This is a genomic window from Duganella callida, assembly GCF_004614165.1.
In the GTDB taxonomy this organism is placed as follows: domain Bacteria; phylum Pseudomonadota; class Gammaproteobacteria; order Burkholderiales; family Burkholderiaceae_D; genus Rugamonas; species Rugamonas callida.
Map to the genome: position 1 here is coordinate 13,590 of NZ_SPVG01000210.1, position 25,474 is coordinate 39,063.

Consider the following 25,474-nt stretch of genomic DNA (forward strand, 5'->3'; position numbering starts at 1 on the left):
TGGCCCGCTCAATGATCAAGCGGGCTGATAACGCCGCGCCCGCCGCGGTTCAGAACGTGGGTATAGATCATGGTCGTGCGGACGTACTTGTGGCCGAGCAGTTCCTGCACCGTACGTATGTCGTAGCCATTCATCAGCAGGCGGGTGGCGAAGCTATGGCGTAGTGTATGCGGCGTCACCTTCTTATCGATATTCGCTTCGATGGAAGCCTGTACCGCCTGTTCTTCGACATGATGGCGGCGCATCGCGTCCGAGCGTGGGTCGCGCGAGATCCGGCTGGCGGGGAAAACATACTGCCATTTCCATTCCCGGGCCGCAGTCGCGTATTTACGATCGAGCGCAAATGGCAGGTACACTTCACCGCCACCCTGTTCGCGGTCGCGCTGATGTTGCAAGCGAACCAGTTCCAGATGTGCCCGGAGCGGTTCGATCAAGGCGTCTGGCACCATCGTGATTCTGTCTTTCGCGCCTTTGCCATTCCGGACAATAAGCTGGCGCATGTTCAAGTCCAGATCGAGCACGCGCAGCCGGCATCCTTCCAGTACGCGCAGGCCGCTGCCGTACAGCAGAGACGCGATAAGCCATGCGTTGCCTTCCAGGTGAGCCAGCAGAGACCGAACCTCGTCCGTGGTCAAGACTGTCGGTAAATGCTGTGGCTGCTTGGCGGTGACCACATCGGTCAGCCAATCCACTTCAAGGCGAAGCACTTTCTGATACAGGAAAAGCAGGGCGGCTTTGGCTTGCGCCTGAGTCGACGCGGCGAAGTGGCGATCCACTGCGAGATGCGTGAGAAACGCTTCCAGCTCCTGCTTACCCATTTCTGCAGGGTGCCGCTTGCCGTGGAACAGGATGAAGCGGCGCGTCCAGTCTACATGGGCTTGCTCGGTGCGGATGCTGTAGTGCATTGTGCGGATGAGGGAGCGTACCTGTTCGAGTAGCTTCGGCGGATTCGGGGTCATGATGCTTTCCCACGGCGTTAGGAGGTTTTATCCTGACCGGAAGCGGAAGTCCACTGCTAGACCTTGATCAAATTGCCGTTATCTGGCATCTTGATGTTTTTAAAACGTCAATATTATGTCCACTTTACGTTAGTGCCCACAATGACGCCAACTGTCTACATTTACGCGGATGGATCTGACCTGCACGATGTTGCCGAAGAACTGCTATCGGGCTTCGGTGACCTTGCGAATTCATGGTTCGACCGTGGTGCCGTTTTAGTGAATTCTGCTCCGGGAAATACGCCTGCGGTGGAAGGCGAGGACTTCCCGGATTGGTTCTTGGGTATTAACATTCCGCTGGCCAGGTTTCATGATCGGGAGGTTTCTGAACTTCTCCCTGTCCTGACTACGCTCACTGAATCCACTGGGCGCGAATTTGTAATTGGTGTAGCTGACGAATCCGGACGTACTGAAGATCTGGTATTTTTTGATGAACGCAATGGCGAAAGCGCGCGACAAGAGCTACTTCAACGCGTGTGTGGGCTCTAACATGGCGGTCAACTGGACTGCCTCCACGCTGCGCGTTCCGGCAGCCAGTTACCTTGAACGTTAGGCTCTGTGATCATGGAAAAAGTCAGCTTTGCGCTAGATGTTGAAGATGGATGGCCTCCCGTCGCCGTGGCTTCCGCGCTGCGCGCTCCAGCTGCCGGTTATCGCATACGTTGGGCATCTCATGGACATCACTGAAGAACAAATAAAGGCTGCGCTTGAAGGAGGAGGCAATGCTTGGACAGAATTCTTTGTCCTCAATTCCCTTATCATCGCAAGACGAGACAAGAATGGCACTCTCTTTGCCAAGCTCATTGAGGATGACGTTTTGTCGAAGGCAGTTAAAGACTTCCTTATAACCCAAGGTATGGTGCAGAACCATTCGCCCAACCAAACAATCCAGCGGACGCCTGACGGCGCCGCTGATCGGTAACGTTGGCGTGTGGTCGGAATTGGTGTGCGAGCTGTAGCTCAGAGCTTGGCGCTTGGGCCGGTAGCAAATCAGGCTTCGCGGCTTCGGTAATGTTTTGGCCCGTGCTGTTTTGCGGGTAGTAGTGATGGTCGGCGTTTTGTCCGCGGTGACGCGCATTGTGCGAACTTCGGTCAGCGCTTTGTCCTTTGCTGTATTTGGTGCTGTGGTTCCGGTTTGTGTTTGGTTCGTGGTCCGCACGCGCCAACAGCTAGCTCAAGCGGACTGGCCGGACCCTAGCAGTTTTTTGTTTAATTTACGGGCGGCCAGCCGCTTAGCACCACGTTATGCCGCAAAAAGATGAAGACAACACAAATCACATTGCTAGCGCTCGCCCTTTTTTCGCCGCTTTCCTCTGCTTTTGCGGGCGGAATAAAACTCAGCCCTGCATTTGATAAGTGCATTACCAAAGCGGGTGCTGTTGATCCCGCAGTTCTGGAATGTATTGGCAATGAACATGAGGTACAAGATCGTCGCCTGAATTCAAGCTACAAAGCTTTAATGGCGAAGCTGGGTGCTTCACGAAAAAAACAACTGCAAGAGGCGCAGCGGCTTTGGTTAAAGTACGTCGAGGCCAATTGCGACTTTTACTACGACCCTAACGGTGGGACCTCCGCGCGGATGATGTCGGCGCAGTGTTCGGTCGATGCAAGGGCACAGCGCGCGGGTGAGCTAGAAGATCTCGCAAAATGGAACTAAAGCATAACCATAAGCTCCAGCGGACGCGCTACAGCGGGCTTCGCCCACTTACGCGCGCCGCTGAGCAATCACGTTGGCCCCGATGAACTATATCGATGTAATTTGGCATACCACTGATCCAGCTAATCCAATTCGGTTGGTATCGGAGCTCGACGAGCATGGCTTTGAGACACGTAAGCTGGAGTTCTTTCGTGATGGTGCTGTCGGATACGCTGATGAGACAACTTCGGCAAATGGCTGTGCTCTTGGTGAGCTTGCGGTGGCAGTGCTGGCCAAGATCAACGAGGATCGGGAGTTTGCGGGAGTGGCTATAACAGCGGCCGCCTTTGAAGAACTTTGGTCGGGGCGCTTTTCTGGCCCAACCATGCAATCAACTCGGACGCGCTAAAGCGCGCCGGTTATTTTGAAACGTTGGGCCAATACATGAAGCGGCTATTTGCATTCTTACTTTGGATTTCACTTTCCACCGCATCTTGGGCTGGTGCTTGGGGTGCTGGTAGTTTTGAGAATGATGACGCGTTGGACTGCGTCGCTTCGTGTACGGGACAAAATGATGAGAGCTGTCTCTCCCAGGCACTTCAGGCGGTTCGTTCGGCCTCATATGTTGAGGCTCCTGACGCAGCCGCAGCAGTCGCTGCGGCTGAAGTGATTGCGGCTGTCCTTGATAGCAATCAAGCTGCACTGCCTACTGAACTACGCTCGTGGCTGGCGAAACAAGATCAATCGAGAATTCGTGCGCTCGCGCCGTTTGCGTCGACCGCACTGAATAGAATTGCTAATTCTAGGGTTTCGGAGCTGGCCGCGTTGTGGTCCGAGGACGCCAAGAGCAATTGGGATGTTCGTATAAAGGCACTGGCGGGGCGCCTATCAAGCCTAACCAAGCAATCAACCCGGACGCGATAAAGCGCGCCGGTTATTTTTGGACGTCGTGCTAGATGTTATACCTCCGCAAATTTATGCTGATGACATTGTTTGTTGTCTGGGCAGCTTCTGCTCTTGCGCAGCGTTCTGAGCCGCATAACTATAAGCCGGAAGTCGGTTATGTGCCTGATGCTGCAACTGCTATACGAATCGCTGTGGCTGTTTGGGGACCAATTTACGGGGAAAAGATAATTGCGGCCGAGGCTCCTTTCCGCGCAGTCTTAAAAGATAATGTTTGGACGGTAGAGGGCTTTCTGCCTAAGGGCCACGTTGGCGGCGTTGCGATCGCTGAGATTTCAAAAAAAGACGCAACGATACTTCGGATTAGTCATGGAAAGTAAATCGCCCAATCCATCATTTCAGGGTCTTTGGGATAGCCTGGGAGTAGTTTTTTTATGAATATCCTTTTAATCAACGGGGCGGCTTAATTCGCATGTTGAGATGCCATGACGATCTTTCGTCTACTTGTGTGGTTGTATGCGGCGCTCGTTTTTTTGGTGGCTGCCTGTGCCTGGTATTTCGATATCCGTCTTTTGAATTCGGTTCGCGAACACCTGCTGCCCGACGTCTTGCTAATGTTGGTCTCCCTCCCAGCGTCGCTCTCGCTTGGGCCGATCTATGAGAATTGGCCTGGCGTTTTTTCTGAGCCTTTTGCTCAGCTTACTTGGCTTACTCTGTGTGGCGCTGGGCAGGTGGGGGTCTTATTTTCCGCGGTAAAGCTGGCTTCGCGTAAATAAAAGCGGAGCAGCCCTGACAGTTCATTCCAGCGGGCGTCTGACGGCGTCGCTGACCAATAACGTTACCTTATGAAATACGTCTCACTCATTCAAAACGGCCGCATGCACACTTCTGGCGCGCATGTATCTTCATTTGAATTCACGAACGATATGGATCTGGCGGCGCTGGCGAGTCGGCTCATTGATGAAGGGTTTGCGTTCGTTGATGAGCCCGCCGGCTGGCCACCTGCTGAAGTGCTGCGCGACCTGAATTCGAAAGGAATTTTGAATCGTTCATTCAATCCAATTAGCTGGACCAGCCCCGAGGTGTTTCATGTGTACGAGGTAGCACACGACTAACTACCCATCTTCTCATCCGATGGACGTGTATAAGCGTGATCGTTTGGGTTGCTGCGTCCGCTTATCGCTGCACTGCGGGATACCGGGATGGAGATAGTTGATGTGCCAGAAGCTGGCGCCGACAAAAACAGCCTCAGTTTTCAATGCTATGGGCGCCGCCGGCACGGCGCTCGAGCGACGTCATCATCATGACGTTACCCACAGAGTCAAGTACTCGTCCCTCGCGGTGCGCGGCATCGGGTTCGCGGCGGTCATCCATGATCACAATCACTTTCAACTCACGGTAGGCCGGCACCGCGCGGATGTCGAGCAATTTTTTTGCCGCAGCGCCGACCGAAGTATGGTGTGGGGTGATGGCGATGACGGCGTCGCTGTCAATGCTGAAATCAAGTCGATAGATATGTCCTGAAATTCCCGTGTATTCGGGGCCGGCCGAAATCCTCGCGGTCGGACGCCACGCCTGAAGATAGATGGCGACCTCGTCCAACAGCAGCGAGATATCGGTTGATACACCAACTTGGTCGGCCTCCCATTTTGCCAACGCGAGCATCGTGGAGATATAGTTCGCAAAAGCGGCTGGCGCGGCTTCCTCACTCGACCATATCTCCAGCTCGCCGAGATCACTCAATGAGACCTGGTATTGTTCAGCTATAGTTTTGACGAACTTTGTCTTACGATTGTCATCCATAGACAGACCGCGACCCATCAGATGCAGTAGCGCGCCGCCATCGTCAAAGAACCTGAGCTGAGGACCTAATTTTTCGACAAATATCGGCACGCCATCCCCATCTGGGTATTTGAATGGGGACTCTATCATGGCGACTGAGCCGTCGTCGGTCAGCGGATGGCAGATCAGGCCAAGCAGTTCGGAAATTCGATTGCAGACCATCATTGTTAGCCTTTGAGCTCAAAATGCTCGGGATGGTTTGGACCGGGAGACATGATTATGTTGGTAGTATTGCAAAAATATTGTAACACGTCTTCAAATTGCCAGTGTAGCCAAAATTCCTGCCCCTCGGAGCGGCGTGAACCCATGTGTTCATGAGATTTATCATGAAGATTTTTGATTGGTTTTTTACTGTGCCGGACGTCCAGTTGATATACGCGTTCCGTGCCGTGCGGGGTCCGTTTGAACACGCTGAAAACGTAGCTGATCAGGCCGGTCTTGTGACTGCGCCTAAACCGAAGTTCGACCTGCATCCTCGTTCCGACGCCGTCTTTATCCAGGAGTCCGGCGGCAAGGGTATATGTCCCGGGCTGAATTTTTTCTGGCATCCAGTCGCGATCCATTTCGCAATAGGTAAAGGACGCTAACAGCGATCTGGCTTCGGACTCCGATATATCGTTCATCTCGTGTCTTTGCTTACCGTCCGGCTACACTACGCACCGTATATGGGCTTAATCATGGCAGCGATTCGAAATTATATAGTTCGTTGGCAATTGAGAATCTCGTAAATTGTCACTTACCCACCACCCGGCCTGCAGACGGTGTGACTATCGGCGATCGGTTCGCCATCCTCGCTGCTGCGCTGACGGCACGTCCGGGTTTGCGTCACCGTTTGGGGATGTGATAAATTGACACCGGTTTGTCCAGGATGAGAGGCAATAAACATCCCGACCACCCTCATGCAATCCCGGATTATCGAGCAAGGAGTGACCAATGATGAGCGATCGTAATGTCGAATGACGAAGCGCAAATCCGCAGCCTGGTCGACACCTGGCAAGCCGCGACCAAGGCCGGCGACGTCGATACTGTGCTCAGTCTGATGAGCGACGACGTGGTCTTCCTCGTGCCAGGCCGCGAGCCCATGAATAAGGCCGAGTTCGAAAAACTGTCCCGCGTCCCGGTTGGTGCGACCAGGCCGCAGTTCGATAGCAAATCGGAAATCCAGGAAATACAAATTGCCGGCGACATGGCTTACCTGTGGAGCAAGCTCGCCGTGAGCGTGACGCCGCCCGGTGCGGAACACGCCATCGAGCGCGCCGGCCATACCCTGACCATTTTCCGCCGGATCGATGGCAAATGGCTGCTGGCGCGCGACGCCAATCTGCTGTCACCAGTCCCGCGCCCCACCGAATAAGCAAGGATAACCATGGCCAAATACTTGATTTCCTTCCCCAGCGCCGCGATGGTCATTCCCGACGGGGAATTCGAGGCGGTCAGCCGCGACGCACACGCCGTGATCGAAGAAGCCAAGCTTGCCGGCGTCTACGTCTTTGGCGGCGGTATCGATGAGTCCGTGCCGCCGGTGCTGGTCGCGGCCGATGGCACGGCCGCGGAAGGCGGCTACCCGTGGGCGCCGACGCTCGACGGCGGTTTCTGCGTGCTGGAGATCGCCACCCGCGACGACGCCATCGTCTGGGCCGCGCGCATCGCCAAGGCTTGCCGCTGCGACCAGGAATTACGTGTCTTCCAGTTCGACCCGGCCTCCTGACGCGCTGTGGTTTCGCGCGGACCCGCATATACCTCCGGTCACGACTCGTGCTAGAGTCTTGCTTTCGATCTGAAAGAGGAGTTCCTGTTGCGTTTATTCCGCGTCATAGCCATGCTGGCCTTGCTATGGAGCGGTTATTGCTGTGCCGCCGTCCCCGCGCCCGACCTGGATAGTTATCATTTTCGCAGCTGGATGATCGAGCAGGGACTGCCGCAGATCACTGTCAACGGCATCCATAGAGACGCTCGCGGCGCGCTCTGGATCGCCACCGAAAAAGGTCTGGTGCGCAGCTACGGCACCGACATGGAAGTCTTCCGCAGCGCCGACACGCCGGCGCTGGGCGCCAACTGGATACAACTGCTGCTGCCGGCTGTGGCTGATTCGCGGCTGTTCATCGCCACGCAAAAGAACCTCTCGTGGTGGGACGGCGCCGCGTTCCACCCGATTCCCGGCAGCGAACAGCTGGGGACGGCCCGCCAGCTGGCGGTCGGCGCCGACGGCAAGCTATGGATACTGGCCGACCATCTGAGCTCCTGGGACGGCCAGTGCCTGCACACCTACACCGAGCTGCTGCCGGCCTTCACCGCCCTGGCGCTGAACGGCGCCGAGCCGACGCTGGCGGACAAGGAAGGGCGGCTGTGGACGCTGCGCGCGGGCAAGCTGGCCGAACTCCCGTTGCGCTGGTCCGAAGGCGCGGCGATCCGGCAGCTGCAATGGCGCAAAGCGCAGCTATGGCTGGGAACTACGCAGGGTCTCTACCTCTGGCAGCCGGATGGCGGCGTGCCGGCCCGTCAGATCGGCGCGGACACCGCCGCGGTCGATCAGCTCAGCCTGGACAAGGAACAGCACCTGTGGGTGATGGCCGGCGGCGGCCTGCGCGTATTCGACGGCGAACGCAACGTCGCCACGCTGCCGGCCGACGCGCCCAGCGCCCTGAGCACGGCGCGCATCGTGATGGCGGAAGATCTCGATCATTTCTGGATCGGCGCCCGCACGCTCGGTCTGCGCTACTACTGGAACGGCGCGACGCGCACGCTGCAGCCGGAAGCCAACGGCGAGCCGCTGCAAACCTGGTCCTACGTCCCCACCAGCCATGGTCTGCTGGTCGGCACCAACCAGGGCGTCTGGCGCACCGACGGCGAGCGGATGGAACCGTTTTACACGGCGCCCGAGCTGAAAGGTCAGGTCGCGTATTCGATGCTGGAAGACAGCGGCAAGCACTTGTGGATCGGCACCCGCAACGGTCTGTTCATCCTGGAGCAAGGCAAGCTGCAGCGCGTGGACCAGCTCGAAGGCATCCAGGTCAGCACGCTGTTCCAGCGCAGTGACGGCCAGCTGCTGGCGGCCACCGCGCAAGGCTTGTACGCCGTCGACGGCGCCACCCGCACGGCCACGCGTCTGTTCCGCAGCCAGCTGCCCGGCACGGTCAGCACCATGTACGAAACCCGCGACGGCGCCTTGTGGATAGGCTCGGCCAACGGCCTGTGGCGCTGGCAGGGCGGGCAGATGCAGCCGCAGGCGGCCGCCGCGCTGGGCCAGGCGCTGATCACCGCCTTGACCGGCTACGGCAAGACCGGCGTGCTGGCCGGCACTTATCAGCACGGCATCCACGCCGTCGAAGGCGGCAAGCATCGCGGCTGGCTGCGCGCCAACGGCATGCCGTCCGACGGTGTCGGCTCGCTGGCCTGGCACGACGGCTGGTTCTGGGCTTCGTATGTCGATGGCGTCTTCCGTTTCCAGCTGCCGCCGGAGGACAGTAACGCCGCGCCGGTGGCGCAAGTGATTTACACCGATCTCGGCAACGCGCCCGGCCGCAACCGTATCCGCTGCTGCAACGGCATGGGCCGCGACAAGGGGTATCTGGCGGCGCCGTATTTCTGGACCGCCAGCCTGGCCGGTGCCGTGCGCACCCGGCTGGACGTGCCGCCGCCGACCTTGCCGCAGGTGTTCATGCGCAAGGCCGATGTCGATGGCGACGTGCATGATCTGGCCAGCGGCGCACTGCGTCTGGCGCCCGAACAGCGCGCGCTCGAGATCGGCTTCGAAGCGCTGGAATTTCAGCTGCCCGAGCGCTTGAAATACCGTTACCGCATGCCGCCGCTGCAGCCGGAATGGCGCCAGACCGGCGCGCGGCACACGGCGTATTTCACCAATCTGCCGGCCGGTGAGTTCCGGTTTGAGGCCCAGGCCAGCTGGGACGGCCAGCACTGGGGACCGGCCGGGCTGCTGACGTTGCAGGCCGAACCGGTCTGGCACGAGCGCACCTCGGTGCGCGCGCTGGGCGTGGTGCTGGCGGTGCTGTTGCTCTACGGTCTGGTGCAGCTGCGCCTGAAGCAGCTGCAGGCGCGCAGCACGGAGCTGCAGCGCGAAGTCGACCGGCAGACCGAGGCGCTGCGCGCCGCCAACGCCAACCTGGAGCTGCTGAACCAGTCGCTGGAACTGGCCAGCCTGACCGATCCGCTGACCGGTCTGCACAACCGCCGCTTCGCCCAGCAGCAAATTCCTGCCATGCTGGCCGGCCTGCGGCGGCGCCGCGCGGTGCCCGGCGCGACCGATGTGCTGGGTGTGATGCTGGTCGATCTGGACCATTTCAAACGCATCAACGACAGCTACGGTCACGATACCGGCGACGTGGTGCTGCAGGGCGCTGGCGCGGCGCTGCGCTGCGTGATCCGCACCGAGGATCACTCGATCCGCTGGGGCGGCGAGGAATTCCTGCTGCTGGTGCACGGCCAGAGCGTCGAGGATCTGTGGGCGGTGGCGCAGCGCGTGCACGCCGCCCTGGCCGAGTACGCCGGCCGTACGGTGGCCGGCAAGGTGACCGCGTCGCTGGGCTTCGCCAGCCTGCCGCTGCCGGACGGCGGCGGCGATGAGCATGCACTCGACTTTGCGCTGCAGATGGCCGACTTCGGCCTGTACGCGGTCAAGAACGACGGCCGCAACGGCAGCGCTTATGCCGAGCTATGCGCGTCCGTGACGTGGCCGAAGGAGGGAGCGCTGAACGAGGCGCTGCACGCATGGGAGCGGGAGGGACGGCTGCGGCTGATCCGCCGCCCCGCCAAACAATGATAACAACCAGAGGGGACACCATGAAGAAATGCTTATCCATCCCGTTCGCCATCCTGCTGTTGCTGGGTGGTGGCGCGCACGCCGAGGAACCGCGCGTCGAGCTGTCGACGCTGCTGCACCAGGAACAGGTGCTGCAGTTCGACAGCTTCGACAACGACACCGCACTGGCGCTGGGCCTGAAGGCGATCGAATTGGCGCGCGCCGGCCACAAGACGGTGGCGGTCAATGTCACGCGCGACGGCCTGATGCTGTTCTATTACGGCATGCAAGGCACCAATGCCGACAACGCCAACTGGATACGCCGCAAGAGCAACCTGGTCAACACCACCGGCCACAGTTCGTTTTACACCCATAATGAAATCAAGAACAGCGGCGGCGACTTCAATGTGATTCCCGGTCTCGACGCGCGCGACTATGCGGCACATGGCGGCTCGTTCCCTATCGTGGTCAAGGGACAGGGCCGCATCGGCACCATCACCGTGACGGGCTTGCCCGGCCCGGACGATCACGCGCTGGTGGTGGCCACGCTGAAAGCCTATCTGAAGGTGGACGGCGAGCTGTAACGCCGCTTACCAGTCGCGGCGCACGCGCAGCATGGCGAACGGCTGGGTGCGGGTGATGTTGTGTTCGGCAAAATCGACCACGCCCGCCAGCCGGTCGCCGCCGGCGTAGTGACTGCGGTCATAGATGACGGTGCGCGCGGCCAGATTGTTCAGCTCCAGCGTCACCGTCAGGTTCGACGCCGGCCGGTAATTGACGAAGGCCCGCGCCCAGCCACTGCCGCTGCTGGTGTCGCGCTCGGCGGTCTGCCAGCTGTCGTTGTACCAGCCGTTGTCCACCGAAAAGCCCCAGGCGGTGCGCTGCTGCGGCAAGTCCTGGGAGAACTCGACGCGCCAGGCCAGCGCCTGCTCGCCGGACAGTTGGCGCGTGGCCTGCGTGGCGGGATCGGTGACCGACGACGACCGCCAGGTGGTGCTGAGCTTGAGCAGTCCCTGCGGCAGCAACCAGCTGTCGGTGGGCAGGTTCAGCATGCCGGTGACGCTGTCCGCGCTGGCGTCGCCGATATTGCCGGCGACGTCGGCCGTGGTGGTGGCCGAGCGCATCGGCATGCGGTCGATGACGTCACGGATGTGCGATTGGGTGTAGCTCAGCATCGCCGCGCCGCGTTCCAGGAAACGGTACTCGACCGTTCCTTCGCACAGCCAGGTCTTGGCCGGTACCAGTTCCGGGTACTCGGCGCGCAGTGCCTTGTCGGCGACGGCGAAATAGCCGGCCGCGTCGCCGAAATTCAGCTGGCTGATTTCGCGCTCCATGCGCAGCCGCAGCTGCAGCGAGGTCGATGGCGACAACGACAGGCGCAGGCGCGGCTTGGGGTAGAGAGAGGCCTTGCCGTCGGCCGGGCCGGCGCCCGTGCTGAGGCTGGCGTGGGAGATTTTCAGTCCCGCCTCGGCGCTGAGCGTCTGATCGACTTGCCAGGCCGAGGACAGTTGTCCTTCCAGCCGCGCTTCCTGCACCCAGGCGCCGGTGCCGGGCGTGGCCGGGCTTTGCGCGTCCGGTTGATAGCTGTTGCTGTTGTCGTTGGTGTTGACGGCGCGCTCGATGCCGCCGCGCAGCACCACGCCGTCCAGCGCCTGCCAGGTCAGTTCGCCCGCCAGCACCTGTTCGCTGGCGCTGGTCGCCGTCAGCGCGTGCGAAGTCACGCCGGCGGTGACGGCAGCCGCGTCGGCGTTCGTCTCGGCGGTCCGGTAGAGTGCGCGCAGGTCGATGCTGGCGCCTGGCGCCAGGTCGCGGGTATAGGCCAGGCCCTGTTCCAGCGTGCGGCCGGCGTTATCGTTGCTGCTGACGGTATGGGTATCGCCATCGTAGCGGGCCTGCGACTGGTAGGACCAGGGATTGTAGGCGCCGTTCCAGGTCAGTTGGCCGTCCAGCACATCCTGGCCGAGATTCAGTTTGAGCGCCTTGTTGTCGCTGAGGCCCGCCCCTTCTACCGCGACATCGGCGGCCGGCGCGGCATTGGCGTAGACGGTGGCGCGGTGACCGTGTCCCTGGCCGGTATCGGGCGAGCGCTTCCAGGCGACGGCCAGGTTGATGCTTTTGTCGCCGCGCTTCAGGCTGTAATTGCCCTCCAGCGCCGGCTGCAGGCCATCGGCCGTCAGGTAGCTGGACGCGGTGCCGCTGGCGGAGACCAGATCCATCGGCTTGAGCACCACATTGGCCACCGTCGCGTATAGCCCTGCATGTCGATACCGCCGGCGCCGCCGCTGATCATGTCGATGCGCTCCACGGCCGCGGCGGGAACGCGTGCCAGCATATCGGCCAGCGGGTCGGTCTTGGCGGCCGGCCGCTTGCCGTTGATGAGTACGTTGCCGGCCGCCCCGCGTCCCGGATTGCCGCCTTCAAACACGAAACCGGGCAGGCGCGACACCATCTCCATCGCGGTCGCCGCCTGAAACTGCACGAAATAGTCCGGCGCATACGTCTGCGCCCGCGCCCCGGCCACGACCAGCGAACAGGCGAGCAGGATTGCCGGGCGAATTGGGGACGATGAGCGCATTTCAATATTGTGCAATGAATATGATGTCGGCGGCAATACCGATCTGGCCGGCTGGTCTAAGGTTGTGGCTAGTAACGATCAGCGTTGTTATCGGTCATGCCAATTCTCTCATTCGCATGTTCGGATACGGGATGGAGCACAGTCGGCGCCACGGAAGTCGAGATTGTCGATTATCACTGAATGAGAGTCATGGATATGCATGAGGTTCCTTATCCGCACCCCGGAGAGATTCTTTTGGAAGAGTTCCTGAAACCTCTCGGAATTACTCAATATCGCCTTGCGAAGGGAATCGCAGTGTCACAACGGAGAATTGGGGAGATTGTCGCGGGCACACGCGGTGTGACGGTGGACACGGGGCTCCGGCTGTCCCGGTTTTTCGGCCAGTCGGACGAATTTTGGATTGGGCTGCAGTTGGATTATGACGCCCGGATGGCAAAAGCTCGGTTATCCGATGTTCTTGATGGCATACGCCCATGGTCACCGGCGGAAAAGGTCGCTGAACCATGATGCGCTCAGGGCTTCCAGCGCATGAACCCACGAACTTCATGTGCGCTGGCGTACATACTGGCAGGGGCTGATCCCGTAAGCTGGCGCCATATGGACTTGCGAAGGAATGTTCATGGAACACGATAATCGGGGACGGGTGGTGGGCTTCATCCATGGTGGACCGCGCACGGTGTCCGCGCCGGTCGCGCCGCCGGCATACCGTCCGCGGGCGTTGCGCCTGGTGGCGCGGCCCGATGCCAGGCTGGCGCGGGTGATCGAAGACGGTCTGCGCGTGCAGCAGACGCGGGGACATCTGGCGGCGATCGACTTTCTGATGGAGGCCAAGGTCTCGCTGCGCACCATCGCGCGGGTGCTGTGGAAGCCGCAGTTGCGGCGCACCGGGGACGCATGACGCGTGCCGGAGGCTGATGTGCCGACCAAATTTGTCGATGGTTACGAGATCGAGTTCACTGGCGAACCGCTGCCCGGTTGCGACCAGTGGGGTGCCTACGTGGCCATCTTCGGCGTGTCAGACAATCCGATGCATCTGACTAACCTCTATCCTCGCCAGCGCGTGGCTGCCGACGTCATCCTGGCCAGTGAGGCGGCTGCCGAGCAGGCGGCAGAGCGGGCGGGCATGCGCATCCTGGAAGAGTTGCGCGCCGCGCCGGCCAAAGCGGGCTGAGCGCCCGACCCGGCCGGCTGCGTCTCCTCGCCGCCCCTCAGCGCGGCGCCAACACCGTGCCGCTGACCGCGCCGAAGCCGATGCGCGGCCGGCCGTCGCGACTGGCCCAGCCGCGCATTTCGATGGTGTCGCCATCTTCGAGGAAGACGCGCTGTTCGCCATTGGGCAGCGTCAGCGGCTGCTTGCCGCCGCCGCTGAGTTCCAGCAGCGAGCCGGCCTCCGCCGCGTCCGGTCCGGACTGCGTGCCCGAGCCCAGCAGGTCGCCGGCGCGCAGTACGCAGCCGTTGACGGTGTGGTGCGCCATCAGCTGCGCCACCGTCCAGTAGGAATGGCGGAAATTCGACAGCGAGATGCGCACCGGCGCCATGCCGGCGTTGCGCATGGCTGCCGTCTGCAACAGCACCTCGAGTTCGACATCGAAGCCGCCGCTGTCGCGCAACGCCGGATAGTCCAGATAGGGCAGCGGCTGCGGATCGGCGGCGTCGCGGGTCCATGGCGCGCGGTAGGGCGCCAAGGCTTCCAGCGTGACGATCCAGGGCGAGATGGTGGTGGCGAAGTTTTTCGCCAGGAACGGTCCCAGCGGCTGATATTCCCACGCCTGCAGGTCGCGCGCCGACCAGTCGTTGAGCAGGCACAGGCCGAACACGTGACGTTCAGCGTCGGCCGCCGCGATCGGCGCACCGCCGGCATTGCCGCCGCCGACGAAGATACCCACTTCCATTTCATAGTCGAGCCGCTTGCTGGGGCCGAACACCGGTTCGGTCTCGCTGGCGCCGCGCGTCTGGCCGCGCGGACGGTGGAAGCGTTGGCCGGAAACGCCGATGGTTGACGAGCGGCCGTGGTAGCCGATCGGCACCCATTTGTAGTTCGGCAGCAGCGGATTGTCTGGCCGGAACAGCTTGCCGACCGCCGTCGCATGGTGGATCGAGGTGTAGAAATCGGTGTAGTCGCCGATCTGTGCCGGCAGCGCGTATTCGGCGGCGGCCTGCGCCACCAGCAATTCCGGTCGCGGCGCGGCATCGCCGCGCAGCAGGTGCGACAAGGCGAGCCGCAGTGCCGACCAGGCGGCCGGGCCGGCGTCCATCAGCGCGTTCAGCGTCGGCTGCGCGGCCAGCGCGGCGGCAGACCGCGCTTCGGCGCTTACGCCGGACAGCGCACTGCCAAGCCGACCCAGGTCGACGATCTGGTCGCCGATGGCGACGCCGCCCCGGTAGGCTTCATCGCTGCCGGCGCGGCGGAACACGCAGAACGGCAGATTCTGGATCGGGAAATCGGTGCCGGCCGTATTGGCCGACGCCACCCAGCTGCGCAGCGCCGGGTCATGGGTTTCGTTCAGTTGCATGTTCATGCCTGGTGTCCGGTGAAGTGTTTTTGGAACCCCTGCCAGCATTGGTAATAGTCAGGTTGCAGCTCGGGCGCGGCCAGCGCCTGCGCGGTCGGCAGGATGACGTCCATGCTTTCGAACATGAAGGCCATGGTGTTGTCGACCTTGTGCGGCGTGCTGGTGTCGATCGCGCTGGCTTTCTCGAACGTCGGCGAATCCGGCCCGTGACCGCTCATGCAGTTGTGCAGGCTGGCGCCGCCCGGACGGAAACCGGCCGACTTGGCATCGTACTGGCCCTCGATCAGGCCCATGAACTCGCTGGCGATGTTGCGGTGGAACCACGGCGGACGGAAGGTGTGCTCGGCCGCCAGCCAGCGCGGCGGGAAGATCACGAAGTCCAGCGTATCCACGCCCGGCGTGTCGGACGGCGCGTGCAGCACCAGGAAGATCGACGGGTCGGGATGGTCGTAGCTGATCGAGCCGATGGTGTTGAAGTGGCGCAGGTCGTACTTGTACGGCGCGTAATTGCCGTGCCAGGCCACCACGTCCAGCGGCGAGTGGCCGATGCGGGCGCTCCACAGATTGCCGCGGAACTTGGCCACCAGTTCGAAATCGCCTTCGCGGTCCTCGTAGGATGCGCGCGGCGTCAGGAAATCGCGCGGATTGGCCAGGCCGTTGGAACCAAGCGGTCCCAGGTCCGGCAGGCGCAGCAGGGCGCCGAAGTTCTCGCAGATGTAGCCGCGCGCGCTGCCGTCGGGCAGGCTGACCTGAAAACGCATGCCGCGCGGCACCACGGCGATTTCCTGCGGCGCCAGTTCGATCACGCCCAGTTCGGTGGCGATGCGCAGCCGGCCCTGTTGCGGGACGATCAGCAATTCGCCGTCGGCATCGTAGAAATAGCGGTCCTGCATATCGCGGTTGGCGGCGTACAGGTGGATGGCCAGGCCGGCGTTGCCGGCCATGGTGACCCAGCCGTCGAGGAAATCGGTAGGCGCCTCCGGCAGTGGCAGCGGATCCCAGCGCAACTGGTTGGGCGTGGCGACCACTTCGTCGAAGCGGCTGAGCATGCGGCCGTTGCCGATCTGGCGGAACGGCTCATGCATGGCCGAGGGCCGGATGCGGTACAGCCAGCTGCGGCGGTTGTGGCCGCGTGGCGCGGTGAAGGCGGTGCCGGACAATTGCTCGGCGTACAGCCCGTACGGCGCGCGCTGCGGCGAATTTTGATGGGCGGGCAGGGCGCCGGGCAGCGCTTCGGTGGCGAACTCGTTGCCGAAGCCCGACTGGTAGCCGGGATGTTCAAACGTGGCGTTCACGCTGTCTCCTTGTGGTTCGTCTAGCCGTGAATGTAGTGCAGTCCCATTGAATTTGCGATATAAATGCAAAAATTGAGACTATTTATAGTGTGAATAATGGAGCTGCGCGACCTCGACCTGAATTTGCTGCTGGTGTTCCGCGAGATTTTTCGCGAGCGCCAGATCTCGGCCGCCGCCCGGCGCCTGCGCCTGACGCAGTCGGCGGTCAGCAATGCGCTGGCGCGGCTGCGCCTGAGCACTGGCGATGATTTGTTCGTGCGCACGGCCGAGGGCATGCAGCCGACACCGTTCGCGGAAAACATGGCCGAGCCGGTCGCCGCCGCGCTGGCGCAGCTGGAGCAGGCTTTTCGTCCGCCGCAGGCGTTCCAGCCGGGCGCCACCTGCCGCCGCTTCACGCTGGCCATGACCGATGTCGGGGAAATGTATTTCATGCCGCGCCTGGTGGCGCGCTGCGCGGCCTTGGCGCCGCAGGTGGAAATCGCCACCGTGCGGCTGGGCACGGTCGATCTGCGCGCCGAGATGGAGGCCGGTCGCATCGACCTGGCGCTGGGCGCGTTCGAAGATGCGCCGGGCGCCTGGTTCCAGCGCCGCCTGTTCCGTCAGCCGTACGTCAGCGTATTCCGCGCCGGCCACGCGCTGGCCGAGGGGCAGTTGACGCGCGAACGGCTGGCGGCCGCGCGCCACTTGGTGGTGACGGCGATGGACAGTCCCTACAACGGCATCAACGCCGCGCTGGCGGCGGCCGGCGTCGACCTGGAACGCGCGTTCAGCGTGCCGCATTTCGCCGCCGTGCCCTACATCCTCGGCAGCACCGACCTGGTGGCGACGGTGCCGCAAAAGCTGGCCGAAGGCGCCGCCGCACCGTTCCGGCTGCGTTACGCCGACACGCCGCTGGCGCTGCCGCCGTTGCAGACCAATATGTTCTGGCACCGGCGCTATCATCAGGACGAGGGCGGGCGCTGGCTGCGCCAGCTGCTGGTGGAACTGTTTGCAGAATGAGGGTGATCAGTGCGGCAGTCTTTCGTCGGCGCGCAAGGTCAGCACGCGGAAGCCGCTGCGGGTCACCGCCACGGTGTGTTCGAATTGCGCCGACAGCTGGCCGTCGCTGGTGACCACGGTCCAGCCGTCGTCCTCGGTATGCACCGCGTGGCGGCCCTGGTTGAGCATGGGCTCGATGGTGAACACCATGCCTTCGCGCAGCAGCAGGCCGGTCTGTGGCTTGCCCCAATGTAGCACCTGCGGTGGCTCATGCATTTCGCGGCCGATGCCATGGCCGCAGTAGTCGCGCACCACCGAATAGCCGTGCCGGCGCGCGTGGCGCTCGATGGCGTGGCCGACGTCGCCCAGCCGGGCGCCGGGACGCACCGCGCGGATGCCTTTCCACATCGCCTCATAGGTGGTCTGCACCAGGCGCCTGGCCGGCGCCGCCACCTCGCCGACCAGATAGGTCTTGCTGGAATCGGCGATGTAGCCGTTCTTCTCCAGCGTGATGTCGAAGTTGACGATGTCGCCGCTATGCAGGATGTCATCGGCGGAGGGCACGCCGTGGCACACCACATGGTTGCGCGAGGCATTCAGCGCATAGGCATAGCCGTACTGGCCCTTGCTGGCCGGCCGCGCCTGCAGCTGGTCGACGATCAGGCGGTCCACCATGTCGTTGACCTGCATGGTCGACATGCCGATCAGGTTCAGACCGTCGAGATGCGCGAACACCCCGGCCAGCAGGCGGCCGGATTCGGCCATCAGGGCGATTTCTTCGGGGCGCTTGGTCATGTCGCGGCCACCCTCACGGCTTGCTCCAGCACCCCGGCCGCGCGCAGTTCGCGGGCGACGATGTCGTTGAAACTCATGGTGGGATTGACTTCGCACAGCATGCCGATCTTGATCCAGAAGGCGGCCTGCGCGTTGATCGAACGGCATGACACCGCGCTGGCCTTGCGTATCTGGTCGTGCAGATCTTCATCTATGTTGACGATGCCCATGTATACTCCGTATATGATCCATATGCGGATTATATACACGTGCCGTGCGCGAGTGCAAATAATGTTAGATTGATGTTTTGCGACTCAGGGCATGATCTTGGAATCCAATCTGGCAGTATTCAGCCGCGCGGCGCTCGAAGAGCAATTGCGGCACGGCAGCGCCCAGCGACAGGCGCTGTTCGAAGCGATCGACGACGGCTTTTGCATCATCGAGTTCATCGATGGTCCGCACGGTCCGCTCAGCGATTATGTGCATGTGGAGGCCAACACCGGCTATGAGCGTCACACCGGCATCGGCGGCATCATCGGCAAACGCTTGCGCGAGATCGAGCCCGACAACGCGCAAGTCTGGCTCGACCTCTACGGCAAGGTGCTGCTGACCGGCGAACCGGCGCGTTTCGAGCAGGAATTCGTCGCGGCCGGGCGTTATATCGAAGTGTCGGCGCGGCGCGTGGGACCGGCGGCGATGCGTCAGGTGTCGGTGCTGTTCCGCGACATCACCGCGCGCAAGAAGACCGAGGCGGAATTGCGCGATTATGTGCAGCGCGTGCAGTTCCTGACCGAAACGCTGGAGCAGCGCGTGGAGGAGCGCACCGCCGAACTGGTCGAAGCGCAGGCCGCGCTGCGCCAGGCGCACAAGATGGAAGCGGTGGGCCAGCTGACCGGCGGCCTGGCGCATGATTTCAACAACATCCTGGCCGGCATCAGTGTCAGCCTGGAGCTGATGCACGTGCGGCTGTCGCAGGGCCGTCTGGCCGATCTCGACCGCCATGTCAGCGGCGCGCAGGCGGCCGTGCGCCGCGCGGCGGCGCTGACGCAGCGCTTGCTGGCGTTTTCGCGGCGGCAGACGCTGGACCCGAAGCCGGCGCGCCTGGACCGCGTGGTGGCCGGCATGGAGGAGCTGATCTGCCGCAGCGTCGGCCCGGCCATCGCGGTCGAGCCGCAGGCCTGCAGCGGTCTGTGGCATACCTTCGTCGACATCGGCCAATTGGAAAACGCGCTGTTGAACCTGTGCCTGAACGCGCGCGACGCCATGCCCGACGGCGGCCGCCTGCGGATCGCCACCGCCAACCAGACGCTGGATGAGCGCGCGGCGGCGGCGTTGGCGGTAGCGGCCGGCGAGTACGTGTCGCTGGCGGTCAGCGACACCGGCGTCGGCATGCCTGCCGAGGTGATGGCGCGCGCCTTCGATCCCTTTTTCACCACCAAGCCGGCCGGCCAGGGCACCGGGCTCGGTCTGTCGATGGTGTATGGCTTTGCCGGCCAGTCCGGCGGCGCCGCGCGCATCGACTCGGCGCCGGGCCGGGGCACCACCGTCAGCCTGTATCTGCCGCGCCATGCGGCCGTGGACGACAGCCCGGAGCAGGCCGCGGCGCCGGCGGTCGAGGTGCCGGCGGCCGTATCGCGCAAGAAAATCCTGGTGGTGGACGACGAAGCGCTGGTGCGCATGATGACGGCCGAGGTGCTGGAGGAACTGGGCTACGAGGTGATCGACGCCGCCGACGGCGCGGCCGCCTTGCGCCAAGTGGCCGCCCACGCCGACATCGACCTGCTGCTGACCGACGTCGGCCTGCCGGCCGGCATGAACGGCAGGCAGCTGGCCGATGCCGTGCGCGCGCTGCGGCCCGAGCTGCCGGTGCTGTTCGTTACCGGGTATGCGGAAAATGCCGTGCTCAATCACGGCCACCTGGCGCGCGGCATGCAGGTGTTGACCAAGCCTTTCGATGCCAATGTGCTGGCGCGCCGCGTGCGTGAGATGGCCGGCGGCGACGGTCCGTCGGCGCTCTAGCGGCGCGTCGTGTCCAGGGTTTTCTTCCAGGGGCTGCCGGCGCCGCGCCGCAGTTCCGGTTCGGCGATCACGCGCGCGATCACGCGCAGCGGTACGCCGGCGTCTTCCATGAACTTGGCGGCGACGTAGCGCCCCTCGGCGTTGATCAGTTCGATGCCGAGATCGACGACCATGGCCATGGTCTGCTGCGGGCGCGAACGGCGCGCGCGCAGTTCCGGATCTTTTTTGGGCGGCAGGTCGGTCACAAACATGGGGCAGTCCGATGGGTCAGTCCGGTTGGCAGCCTCGCTGTAGCCAGGCCAGCAGTATGTCGGCGATGCGTTCCGATGCCGCGCCGTCCCAGTAGGCCGGTATGCGCCCCGACTTGCCGCCGTCGCGCAGGACCGCCTGATATGCGGCCATGATAGCCGCAGGATCATTGCCTGCCAATACATTGGTGCCTTCGCTGATGGTGATCGGCCGTTCGGTGTTGTCGCGCAGCGTGATGCAGGGCACGCCCAGCGCGGTGGTTTCCTCCTGGATGCCGCCGGAATCGGTCAGCACCACGCGCGCATCGCGCATCAGCCCCAGCATTTCCAGATAGCCCATGGGCGGCAGCGGCAGGATGGCCGGCCGCGCGATCAGGTCGCGCAGGCCAAAGCGCTCGATGGTGGCCAGCGTGCGCGGGTGCACCGGGAACATCACCGGCGTCTGCTCGCTGATCGCGCCGACCGTGCGCAGCAGGCGGTCCAGCGTTTCCGGCTGGTCGACATTCGACGGCCGGTGCAGCGTCAGCAGCGCGTAGCCGTCGGCGGCGCTGTCGACAAAGCCGGCGCGGCCGGCGTCGGCGGCGATGGTGCGCGGCGCGATCGCCCGCTCCAGGTTGGCGCGCAGGGTATCGATCATGACGTTGCCGACGAAATGCACGCGCCGCGCGTCGACGCCCTCGCGCGCCAGGTTGGCCGCGCCATCGGGTTCGGTGGTGAACAGCAGGTCCGACAGCTGATCGGTTAGCACGCGGTTGATTTCCTCCGGCATGGCGCGGTCGAAGCTGCGCAGGCCGGCTTCGACGTGGATCACCGGAATGCCCTGCTTGCGCGCCACCAGCGCGCAGGCCAGGGTCGAGTTGACGTCGCCCACCACCAGCACCGCGTGCGGCGCCAGGTCGGCCAGCGCGCTCTCGAAGCGCAGCATCACCTGCGCGGTCTGCACCGCGTGGCTGCCGGAGCCGACTTCGAGGTTGAGGTCGGGCCGCGGCAGGCCCAGCGATGCGAAATACTGTTCGTTCATGGCGACGTCGTAGTGCTGGCCGGTATGGACCAGCTGCGCATGCAGCGCCGGCCGCTTGCCGAACGCGGCCAGGATCGGCGCCATCTTCATGAAATTGGGTCGGGCGCCGACCACGCACAGGATGCGGTAGGGCGGCGCGGTAACAGGCTGGGTCATACGGATTCCGCTATCGAGTCGACGAGGATTTACATATTGCCACGTATTTCGGGAACTGGCATTATTCACAACACATGTATCAATCAAACAACGAAACAATTATTTTAGATGCGGGGGATTGCGGCAGCATCTGATTAGCGGTATGGTTGCAATAATAGCAATTCTAATTCTAGGGGATTACCATGCGTACCGATACTGTCGTTGCGGTAGTGGGGTTGGGCTATGTGGGCATGCCGCTTGCGGTCGAATTTGGCAAATATGTCAGGACGCTGGGTTTCGACCTGTCCGAGAGCAAAATCGAGGCGTATCGCGGCGGCGTCGATCCGACCGGCGAGCTCAGTCCCGAGCAGCTGCGGGCCGCGCGCCACCTGGAAGTCAGCACCGATCCGGGGGTGCTGGCGCAGGCCGATTACATCGTGGTGGCGGTGCCGACCCCGGTCGACCTGGCGCACAACCCGGACTTCGGCCCGCTGATCGGCGCCAGCACCAGCGTCGGCCAGCACATGAAGCGCGGCGCCATCGTCGTCTACGAATCCACCGTCTATCCGGGCGCCACCGAGGAAGTCTGCATCCCGGTGCTGGAGCGCCATTCGGGCCTGCGCTGGAAGGACGATTTCCACGTCGGCTACTCGCCGGAGCGCATCAATCCCGGCGACAAGGAACACACGCTGACCAGCATCGTGAAAGTGGTCTCGGGCGACGACGCCGCCACCACCGAGGCCGTGGCCGAGCTGTACCGCACCGTGGTCAAGGCCGGCGTGGTGCAAGCCTCCAGCATCAAGGTGGCGGAAGCGGCCAAGGTGATCGAAAACACCCAGCGCGACCTGAATATCGCGCTGATGAACGAGCTGTCGATCATCTTCGACAAGATGGGCATCGACACGCTGGAAGTGCTGCAGGCGGCCGGCACCAAGTGGAACTTCCTGCCGTTCCGTCCCGGCCTGGTGGGCGGCCACTGCATCGGCGTCGACCCCTACTACCTGACCTACAAGGCCGACATGCTGGGCTACCATCCGCAGGTGATCCTGGCCGGGCGCCGCATCAACGACAACATGGCCAAGTTCGTCGCCGAGAAAACCGTCAAGGAACTGATCGCGCGCGACTGCCACGTCAAGGGCGCCAAGGTCAACGTGCTGGGCCTGACCTTCAAGGAAAACTGCCCGGACTTGCGCAACTCCAAGGTGGCCGACGTCGTCAGCGAACTGCGCAGCTACGGCATCGACGTGCACGTGCACGACCCGGTGGCCGACAGCGCCGAGGCCGAGCACGAATATGGTGTCACGCTGGACAGCTGGGATGATCTGCCGCAAGCGGACGGCATTGTGCTGGCCGTCGCCCACCGCGAGCTCACCACGCTGGGCCTGGATGCGGTACAGTCCAAGCTGAAGCCTGGCGGCTGCTTCATCGATATCAAATCCCAATACAACGCGGCGGTGCTGCGCGAGGCTGGATTCCGCGTCTGGCGCCTGTAACCCGAGGTTGATGGTGTGACTAAGTTTGAACAAGTAAAAGCGCAGCTGCGCGCCGCCCCGCGGCGCTGGCTGGTCACCGGCGCGGCCGGTTTCATCGGTTCCAACCTGGTGGAGGCGCTGCTGCGGCTGGGCCAGCAGGTGCGCGGCCTGGACAATTTCGCCACCGGCTTCCAGCACAACCTGGACCAGGTGCGCGAGCTGGTCGGGCCGGCGCTGTGGGCCAATTTCGAGTTCATCGAAGGCGACATCTGCCAGCCGGCCACCTGCGCCCGGGCGTGCGCCGGCATCGACTACGTGCTGCACCAGGCCGCCATCGGCTCGGTGCCGCGCTCGGTGGCCGATCCGCTGACCACGCACAACACCAACATGACCGGTTTCCTCAACATGCTGATGGCCGCGCGCGACGCCCGGGTGGCGCGCTTCGTGTATGCGGCTTCCAGCTCGACCTACGGCGACCACCCGGGCCTGCCCAAGGTGGAAGACCAGATCGGCCGGCCGCTGTCGCCGTACGCGGTCACCAAATACTGCAACGAACTGTATGCCGACGTGTTCGCGCGTTGCTACAACATGCAGTCGATCGGCCTGCGCTACTTCAACGTCTTCGGCCGCCGGCAAGACCCGTTCGGCGCGTATGCGGCGGTGATTCCGCAATGGGTGGCGGCGCTGATCGGCAACCGGGAGCTGTACATCAATGGCGACGGCGAGACCACGCGCGACTTCTGCTTCATCGACAACGTCGTGCAGGTCAACCTGCTGGCCGCCACGGTGCAGGACGAGGCGGCGCTCAACCAGATTTACAACGTTGCGCTGGGCGACCGCACCACGCTGACGCGGCTGTACCAGATGATGCGCGAACAGCTGCGGGACCGCTATCCGCACGTGGCGGCGCACCAGCCGCAGTACCGCGGCTTCCGCGCCGGCGACATCCGCCACTCGCAGGCCGACATCAGCAAGGCGCAAACCCTGCTTGGCTATGCGCCCACCCATGCCATCCAGGACGGCCTGCGCGAAGCCATGGACTGGTACGTCGCCCACCTGCCGCAATAAAGGTCGGGGTCAGAGCCGATATTCGGACACGAGCCCGAATCGGTGGGCGGCGAGGGCCAGTTGGCCGTATTTGTCGTAGGCGACCTGCGCGGCCATGCGGCGTATGCTCTGCCCCAGCGTGCCTTGCAGCAGCAGGTTGTCCGGCGGCTGCTTCAGGCCGGACGGCGCGGCGCGCGCCAGGCCGCTGGGCGTGAAACGGTCGCGGTTGCGGTCCAGATAGGCGCACAGCGAGGTCAGCCGCTGCTGGTTGAGGCGGTGACGGCGCGCCGGCGCCCGCCCCAGGTCGCGGCTCTGCACATATTCGAACGGATGGGTCAGGATCACCACCAGCGGGATGCCGGCGCGTTCGGCCATGTCCAGCAGCGAGCAGGTTTCGGCCAGGCTGGTGCCGGCGATGGTCAGCGTCTTCAGGTGGCGGCGCGCGCCCAGCCGCCAGTCGCTGAAGGTCAGCAACGGACATTCCAGTACGCCGTGGCGCACGTGGGCGCCGCTGTACAGGCGATAGTCCGGATCGCCGCTGTCATACACCGACAGGCCGATGTTGGAGCTGTACGGGATGCCGCTGCGCGCCAGCGCACGGTACAGCTGGTCGTCGTGCTGCAGGCTGCCGCTGCGGAACGCGGCCGGACGCGGCAGGCCCCAGGCGCGGAAGCTGTCCAGCCCCTGTTCGATCAGGCGCAAGGAGTCGTCCTCGGCGCGGCCGGCGAAATCGTCCTGGCGCGGCTGCCGGCGCACGCGCTCGCGCCAGTCGGCATGCTCGAACACCGACCAGCAGGGATGCACGTGCAGTTGCACTTCGTGGCCCGCCTCGGCGATGCGGCCGACGATGGGGCGCATCGGGTCATGGCGGAAATAGGCGCGGTGCAGCGCTTCGACAAAGAAAGTGGCTTCGATCCGGTGCTGCGCAAAGCACTGCAGCAGAAAGCCCAGCCCTTCGGAGCGGCCGTCGACGTCGCACCACACCACCGGATCGGCTATCGGCTGCAGCGCGGCGTCGGCAAACGCGCCGGCGATGCTGTACTCGGTATCGATGGTGATGCAGACGTGCATGCTCATGACGCGCCGTGTAGTAAAAACAAGACAACAATATTAGCATTGGTTCACTTGTCGCAAGCAAAAAATCCTAGGTAATTTCAATACCAAGTTGACAATGTCCGGCGCCTGCGGGCATGATGCTAAACAGTCATGTAAGCACCGAATTTTGGCCGGCGCGCCGGCGCAACCCTTGCTGATCTATCCCT

30 protein-coding genes are annotated in these 25,474 nt (G+C 63.1%); 18 read left to right on the top strand and 12 right to left on the bottom strand.

What is annotated here, in order from left to right:
- Positions 1-8 precede the first annotated feature (8 nt).
- A complete protein-coding gene (locus E4L98_RS21005; protein ID WP_135203494.1) occupies positions 9-959 on the bottom strand; it encodes an integron integrase in 951 nt (316 codons plus the stop codon).
- A gap of 63 nt (positions 960-1,022) precedes the next feature.
- Here E4L98_RS21005 and E4L98_RS21010 point away from each other — a divergent pair, with 63 nt between their 5' ends.
- The 7 genes from E4L98_RS21010 (at position 1,023) to E4L98_RS21040 (ending at position 4,652) form a co-directional block, all read left to right on the top strand.
- A complete protein-coding gene (locus E4L98_RS21010) occupies positions 1,023-1,487 on the top strand; it encodes a hypothetical protein (protein ID WP_135203495.1) in 465 nt (154 codons plus the stop codon).
- 184 nt (positions 1,488-1,671) lie between these two features.
- Positions 1,672-1,920 carry a hypothetical protein gene (locus E4L98_RS21015; RefSeq protein ID WP_135203496.1) on the top strand — a complete coding sequence of 83 codons (249 nt, stop codon included), beginning with the start codon at positions 1,672-1,674 and terminating at the stop codon, positions 1,918-1,920.
- Positions 1,921-2,256: 336 nt separating this feature from the next.
- On the top strand, positions 2,257-2,655 hold the full coding sequence (locus E4L98_RS21020) for a lysozyme inhibitor LprI family protein (RefSeq protein WP_135203497.1): 399 nt from the start codon (positions 2,257-2,259) through the stop codon (positions 2,653-2,655).
- Positions 2,656-2,737: 82 nt separating this feature from the next.
- Entirely contained in the window at positions 2,738-3,043 is a 306-nt protein-coding gene (locus E4L98_RS21025; RefSeq protein WP_205746795.1) for a DUF6881 domain-containing protein, read from the top strand.
- Between the two features lie 35 nt (positions 3,044-3,078).
- Positions 3,079-3,558, top strand: a complete 480-nt coding sequence (locus E4L98_RS31320) for a DUF4259 domain-containing protein (RefSeq protein ID WP_135203498.1) — start codon at positions 3,079-3,081, stop codon at positions 3,556-3,558.
- Positions 3,559-3,611: 53 nt separating this feature from the next.
- On the top strand, positions 3,612-3,917 hold the full coding sequence (locus tag E4L98_RS21035) for an NTF2 fold immunity protein (RefSeq protein ID WP_205746796.1): 306 nt from the start codon (positions 3,612-3,614) through the stop codon (positions 3,915-3,917).
- Between the two features lie 465 nt (positions 3,918-4,382).
- Positions 4,383-4,652 (top strand): hypothetical protein, encoded by a 270-nt coding sequence (locus E4L98_RS21040; protein WP_135203500.1) that lies wholly within the window; start codon positions 4,383-4,385, stop codon positions 4,650-4,652.
- Positions 4,653-4,785: 133 nt separating this feature from the next.
- Here the strand turns inward: E4L98_RS21040 and E4L98_RS21045 are convergent, their stop codons facing one another.
- Positions 4,786-5,544: a DUF1828 domain-containing protein gene (locus E4L98_RS21045; protein ID WP_135203501.1), complete on the bottom strand. Its 759-nt coding sequence runs from the start codon at positions 5,542-5,544 to the stop codon at positions 4,786-4,788.
- A gap of 2 nt (positions 5,545-5,546) precedes the next feature.
- Positions 5,547-6,002, bottom strand: a complete 456-nt coding sequence (locus E4L98_RS21050) for a hypothetical protein (RefSeq protein WP_135203502.1) — start codon at positions 6,000-6,002, stop codon at positions 5,547-5,549.
- Between the two features lie 326 nt (positions 6,003-6,328).
- Here E4L98_RS21050 and E4L98_RS21055 point away from each other — a divergent pair, with 326 nt between their 5' ends.
- The 4 genes from E4L98_RS21055 to E4L98_RS21070 all read left to right on the top strand — a co-directional run bounded on the left by E4L98_RS21055 (position 6,329) and on the right by E4L98_RS21070 (position 10,719).
- Positions 6,329-6,733 (top strand): YybH family protein, encoded by a 405-nt coding sequence (locus E4L98_RS21055; protein ID WP_135203503.1) that lies wholly within the window; start codon positions 6,329-6,331, stop codon positions 6,731-6,733.
- 12 nt (positions 6,734-6,745) lie between these two features.
- Positions 6,746-7,087 carry a YciI family protein gene (locus tag E4L98_RS21060; protein WP_135203504.1) on the top strand — a complete coding sequence of 114 codons (342 nt, stop codon included), beginning with the start codon at positions 6,746-6,748 and terminating at the stop codon, positions 7,085-7,087.
- An 87-nt stretch (positions 7,088-7,174) separates the two neighbouring features.
- Positions 7,175-10,156: a ligand-binding sensor domain-containing diguanylate cyclase gene (locus E4L98_RS21065; RefSeq protein ID WP_135203505.1), complete on the top strand. Its 2,982-nt coding sequence runs from the start codon at positions 7,175-7,177 to the stop codon at positions 10,154-10,156.
- A 20-nt stretch (positions 10,157-10,176) separates the two neighbouring features.
- Entirely contained in the window at positions 10,177-10,719 is a 543-nt protein-coding gene (locus E4L98_RS21070) for a heme-degrading domain-containing protein (protein ID WP_135203506.1), read from the top strand.
- Between the two features lie 6 nt (positions 10,720-10,725).
- Here E4L98_RS21070 and E4L98_RS21075 read toward each other — a convergent pair whose 3' ends face one another.
- A complete protein-coding gene (locus E4L98_RS21075) occupies positions 10,726-12,351 on the bottom strand; it encodes a TonB-dependent receptor (protein ID WP_135203507.1) in 1,626 nt (541 codons plus the stop codon).
- Positions 12,309-12,725, bottom strand: coding sequence for a Plug domain-containing protein (locus E4L98_RS21080; protein WP_135203508.1), 417 nt, complete (start codon positions 12,723-12,725; stop codon positions 12,309-12,311). The genes E4L98_RS21075 and E4L98_RS21080 overlap by 43 nt, the downstream gene beginning before the upstream one ends.
- A gap of 174 nt (positions 12,726-12,899) precedes the next feature.
- Here E4L98_RS21080 and E4L98_RS21085 point away from each other — a divergent pair, with 174 nt between their 5' ends.
- The 3 genes from E4L98_RS21085 to E4L98_RS21095 all read left to right on the top strand — a co-directional run bounded on the left by E4L98_RS21085 (position 12,900) and on the right by E4L98_RS21095 (position 13,881).
- Positions 12,900-13,217, top strand: coding sequence for a HigA family addiction module antitoxin (locus E4L98_RS21085; RefSeq protein ID WP_371857266.1), 318 nt, complete (start codon positions 12,900-12,902; stop codon positions 13,215-13,217).
- A 112-nt stretch (positions 13,218-13,329) separates the two neighbouring features.
- Positions 13,330-13,608 carry a hypothetical protein gene (locus tag E4L98_RS21090; RefSeq protein ID WP_135203509.1) on the top strand — a complete coding sequence of 93 codons (279 nt, stop codon included), beginning with the start codon at positions 13,330-13,332 and terminating at the stop codon, positions 13,606-13,608.
- A gap of 18 nt (positions 13,609-13,626) precedes the next feature.
- Positions 13,627-13,881, top strand: a complete 255-nt coding sequence (locus E4L98_RS21095) for a hypothetical protein (RefSeq protein WP_135203510.1) — start codon at positions 13,627-13,629, stop codon at positions 13,879-13,881.
- Between the two features lie 37 nt (positions 13,882-13,918).
- Here E4L98_RS21095 and fahA read toward each other — a convergent pair whose 3' ends face one another.
- Positions 13,919-15,229, bottom strand: coding sequence for a fumarylacetoacetase (fahA, locus tag E4L98_RS21100; protein WP_135203511.1), 1,311 nt, complete (start codon positions 15,227-15,229; stop codon positions 13,919-13,921).
- Complete coding sequence (gene hmgA, locus E4L98_RS21105; protein ID WP_135203512.1) at positions 15,226-16,518, bottom strand: homogentisate 1,2-dioxygenase; 1,293 nt, start codon at positions 16,516-16,518, stop codon at positions 15,226-15,228. The genes fahA and hmgA overlap by 4 nt, the downstream gene beginning before the upstream one ends.
- Positions 16,519-16,614: 96 nt before the next feature.
- On the opposite strand from hmgA, the gene E4L98_RS21110 reads away from it, so the two are divergent.
- Positions 16,615-17,517 (top strand): LysR family transcriptional regulator, encoded by a 903-nt coding sequence (locus E4L98_RS21110; protein WP_135203513.1) that lies wholly within the window; start codon positions 16,615-16,617, stop codon positions 17,515-17,517.
- Positions 17,518-17,523: 6 nt separating this feature from the next.
- On the opposite strand, the gene map is transcribed toward E4L98_RS21110, so the two are convergent.
- Together map and E4L98_RS21120 are read right to left on the bottom strand one after the other, a co-directional pair.
- Complete coding sequence (gene map / locus E4L98_RS21115; RefSeq protein WP_135203514.1) at positions 17,524-18,291, bottom strand: type I methionyl aminopeptidase; 768 nt, start codon at positions 18,289-18,291, stop codon at positions 17,524-17,526.
- A complete protein-coding gene (locus E4L98_RS21120) occupies positions 18,288-18,500 on the bottom strand; it encodes a ParD-like family protein (RefSeq protein WP_135203515.1) in 213 nt (70 codons plus the stop codon). Before E4L98_RS21120 ends, map begins: the two co-directional genes overlap by 4 nt.
- Before the next feature lie 91 nt (positions 18,501-18,591).
- Between E4L98_RS21120 and E4L98_RS21125 the strand changes: the two genes are divergently transcribed.
- Entirely contained in the window at positions 18,592-20,289 is a 1,698-nt protein-coding gene (locus tag E4L98_RS21125; protein WP_135203516.1) for a response regulator, read from the top strand.
- Here E4L98_RS21125 and E4L98_RS21130 read toward each other — a convergent pair.
- Both E4L98_RS21130 and wecB read right to left on the bottom strand, forming a co-directional pair.
- Positions 20,286-20,540: a hypothetical protein gene (locus tag E4L98_RS21130; RefSeq protein WP_135203517.1), complete on the bottom strand. Its 255-nt coding sequence runs from the start codon at positions 20,538-20,540 to the stop codon at positions 20,286-20,288. The genes E4L98_RS21125 and E4L98_RS21130 overlap by 4 nt on opposite strands.
- A gap of 16 nt (positions 20,541-20,556) precedes the next feature.
- Positions 20,557-21,714 carry a non-hydrolyzing UDP-N-acetylglucosamine 2-epimerase gene (wecB, locus tag E4L98_RS21135; RefSeq protein WP_135203518.1) on the bottom strand — a complete coding sequence of 386 codons (1,158 nt, stop codon included), beginning with the start codon at positions 21,712-21,714 and terminating at the stop codon, positions 20,557-20,559.
- 182 nt (positions 21,715-21,896) lie between these two features.
- On the opposite strand from wecB, the gene E4L98_RS21140 reads away from it, so the two are divergent.
- Positions 21,897-23,186, top strand: coding sequence for a nucleotide sugar dehydrogenase (locus E4L98_RS21140; RefSeq protein WP_135203519.1), 1,290 nt, complete (start codon positions 21,897-21,899; stop codon positions 23,184-23,186).
- A gap of 15 nt (positions 23,187-23,201) precedes the next feature.
- A complete protein-coding gene (locus tag E4L98_RS21145) occupies positions 23,202-24,233 on the top strand; it encodes an NAD-dependent epimerase/dehydratase family protein (RefSeq protein WP_135203520.1) in 1,032 nt (343 codons plus the stop codon).
- Positions 24,234-24,242: 9 nt separating this feature from the next.
- Here the strand turns inward: E4L98_RS21145 and E4L98_RS21150 are convergent, their stop codons facing one another.
- Positions 24,243-25,289, bottom strand: a complete 1,047-nt coding sequence (locus tag E4L98_RS21150) for a polysaccharide deacetylase family protein (protein WP_135203521.1) — start codon at positions 25,287-25,289, stop codon at positions 24,243-24,245.
- Positions 25,290-25,474 lie beyond the last annotated feature (185 nt).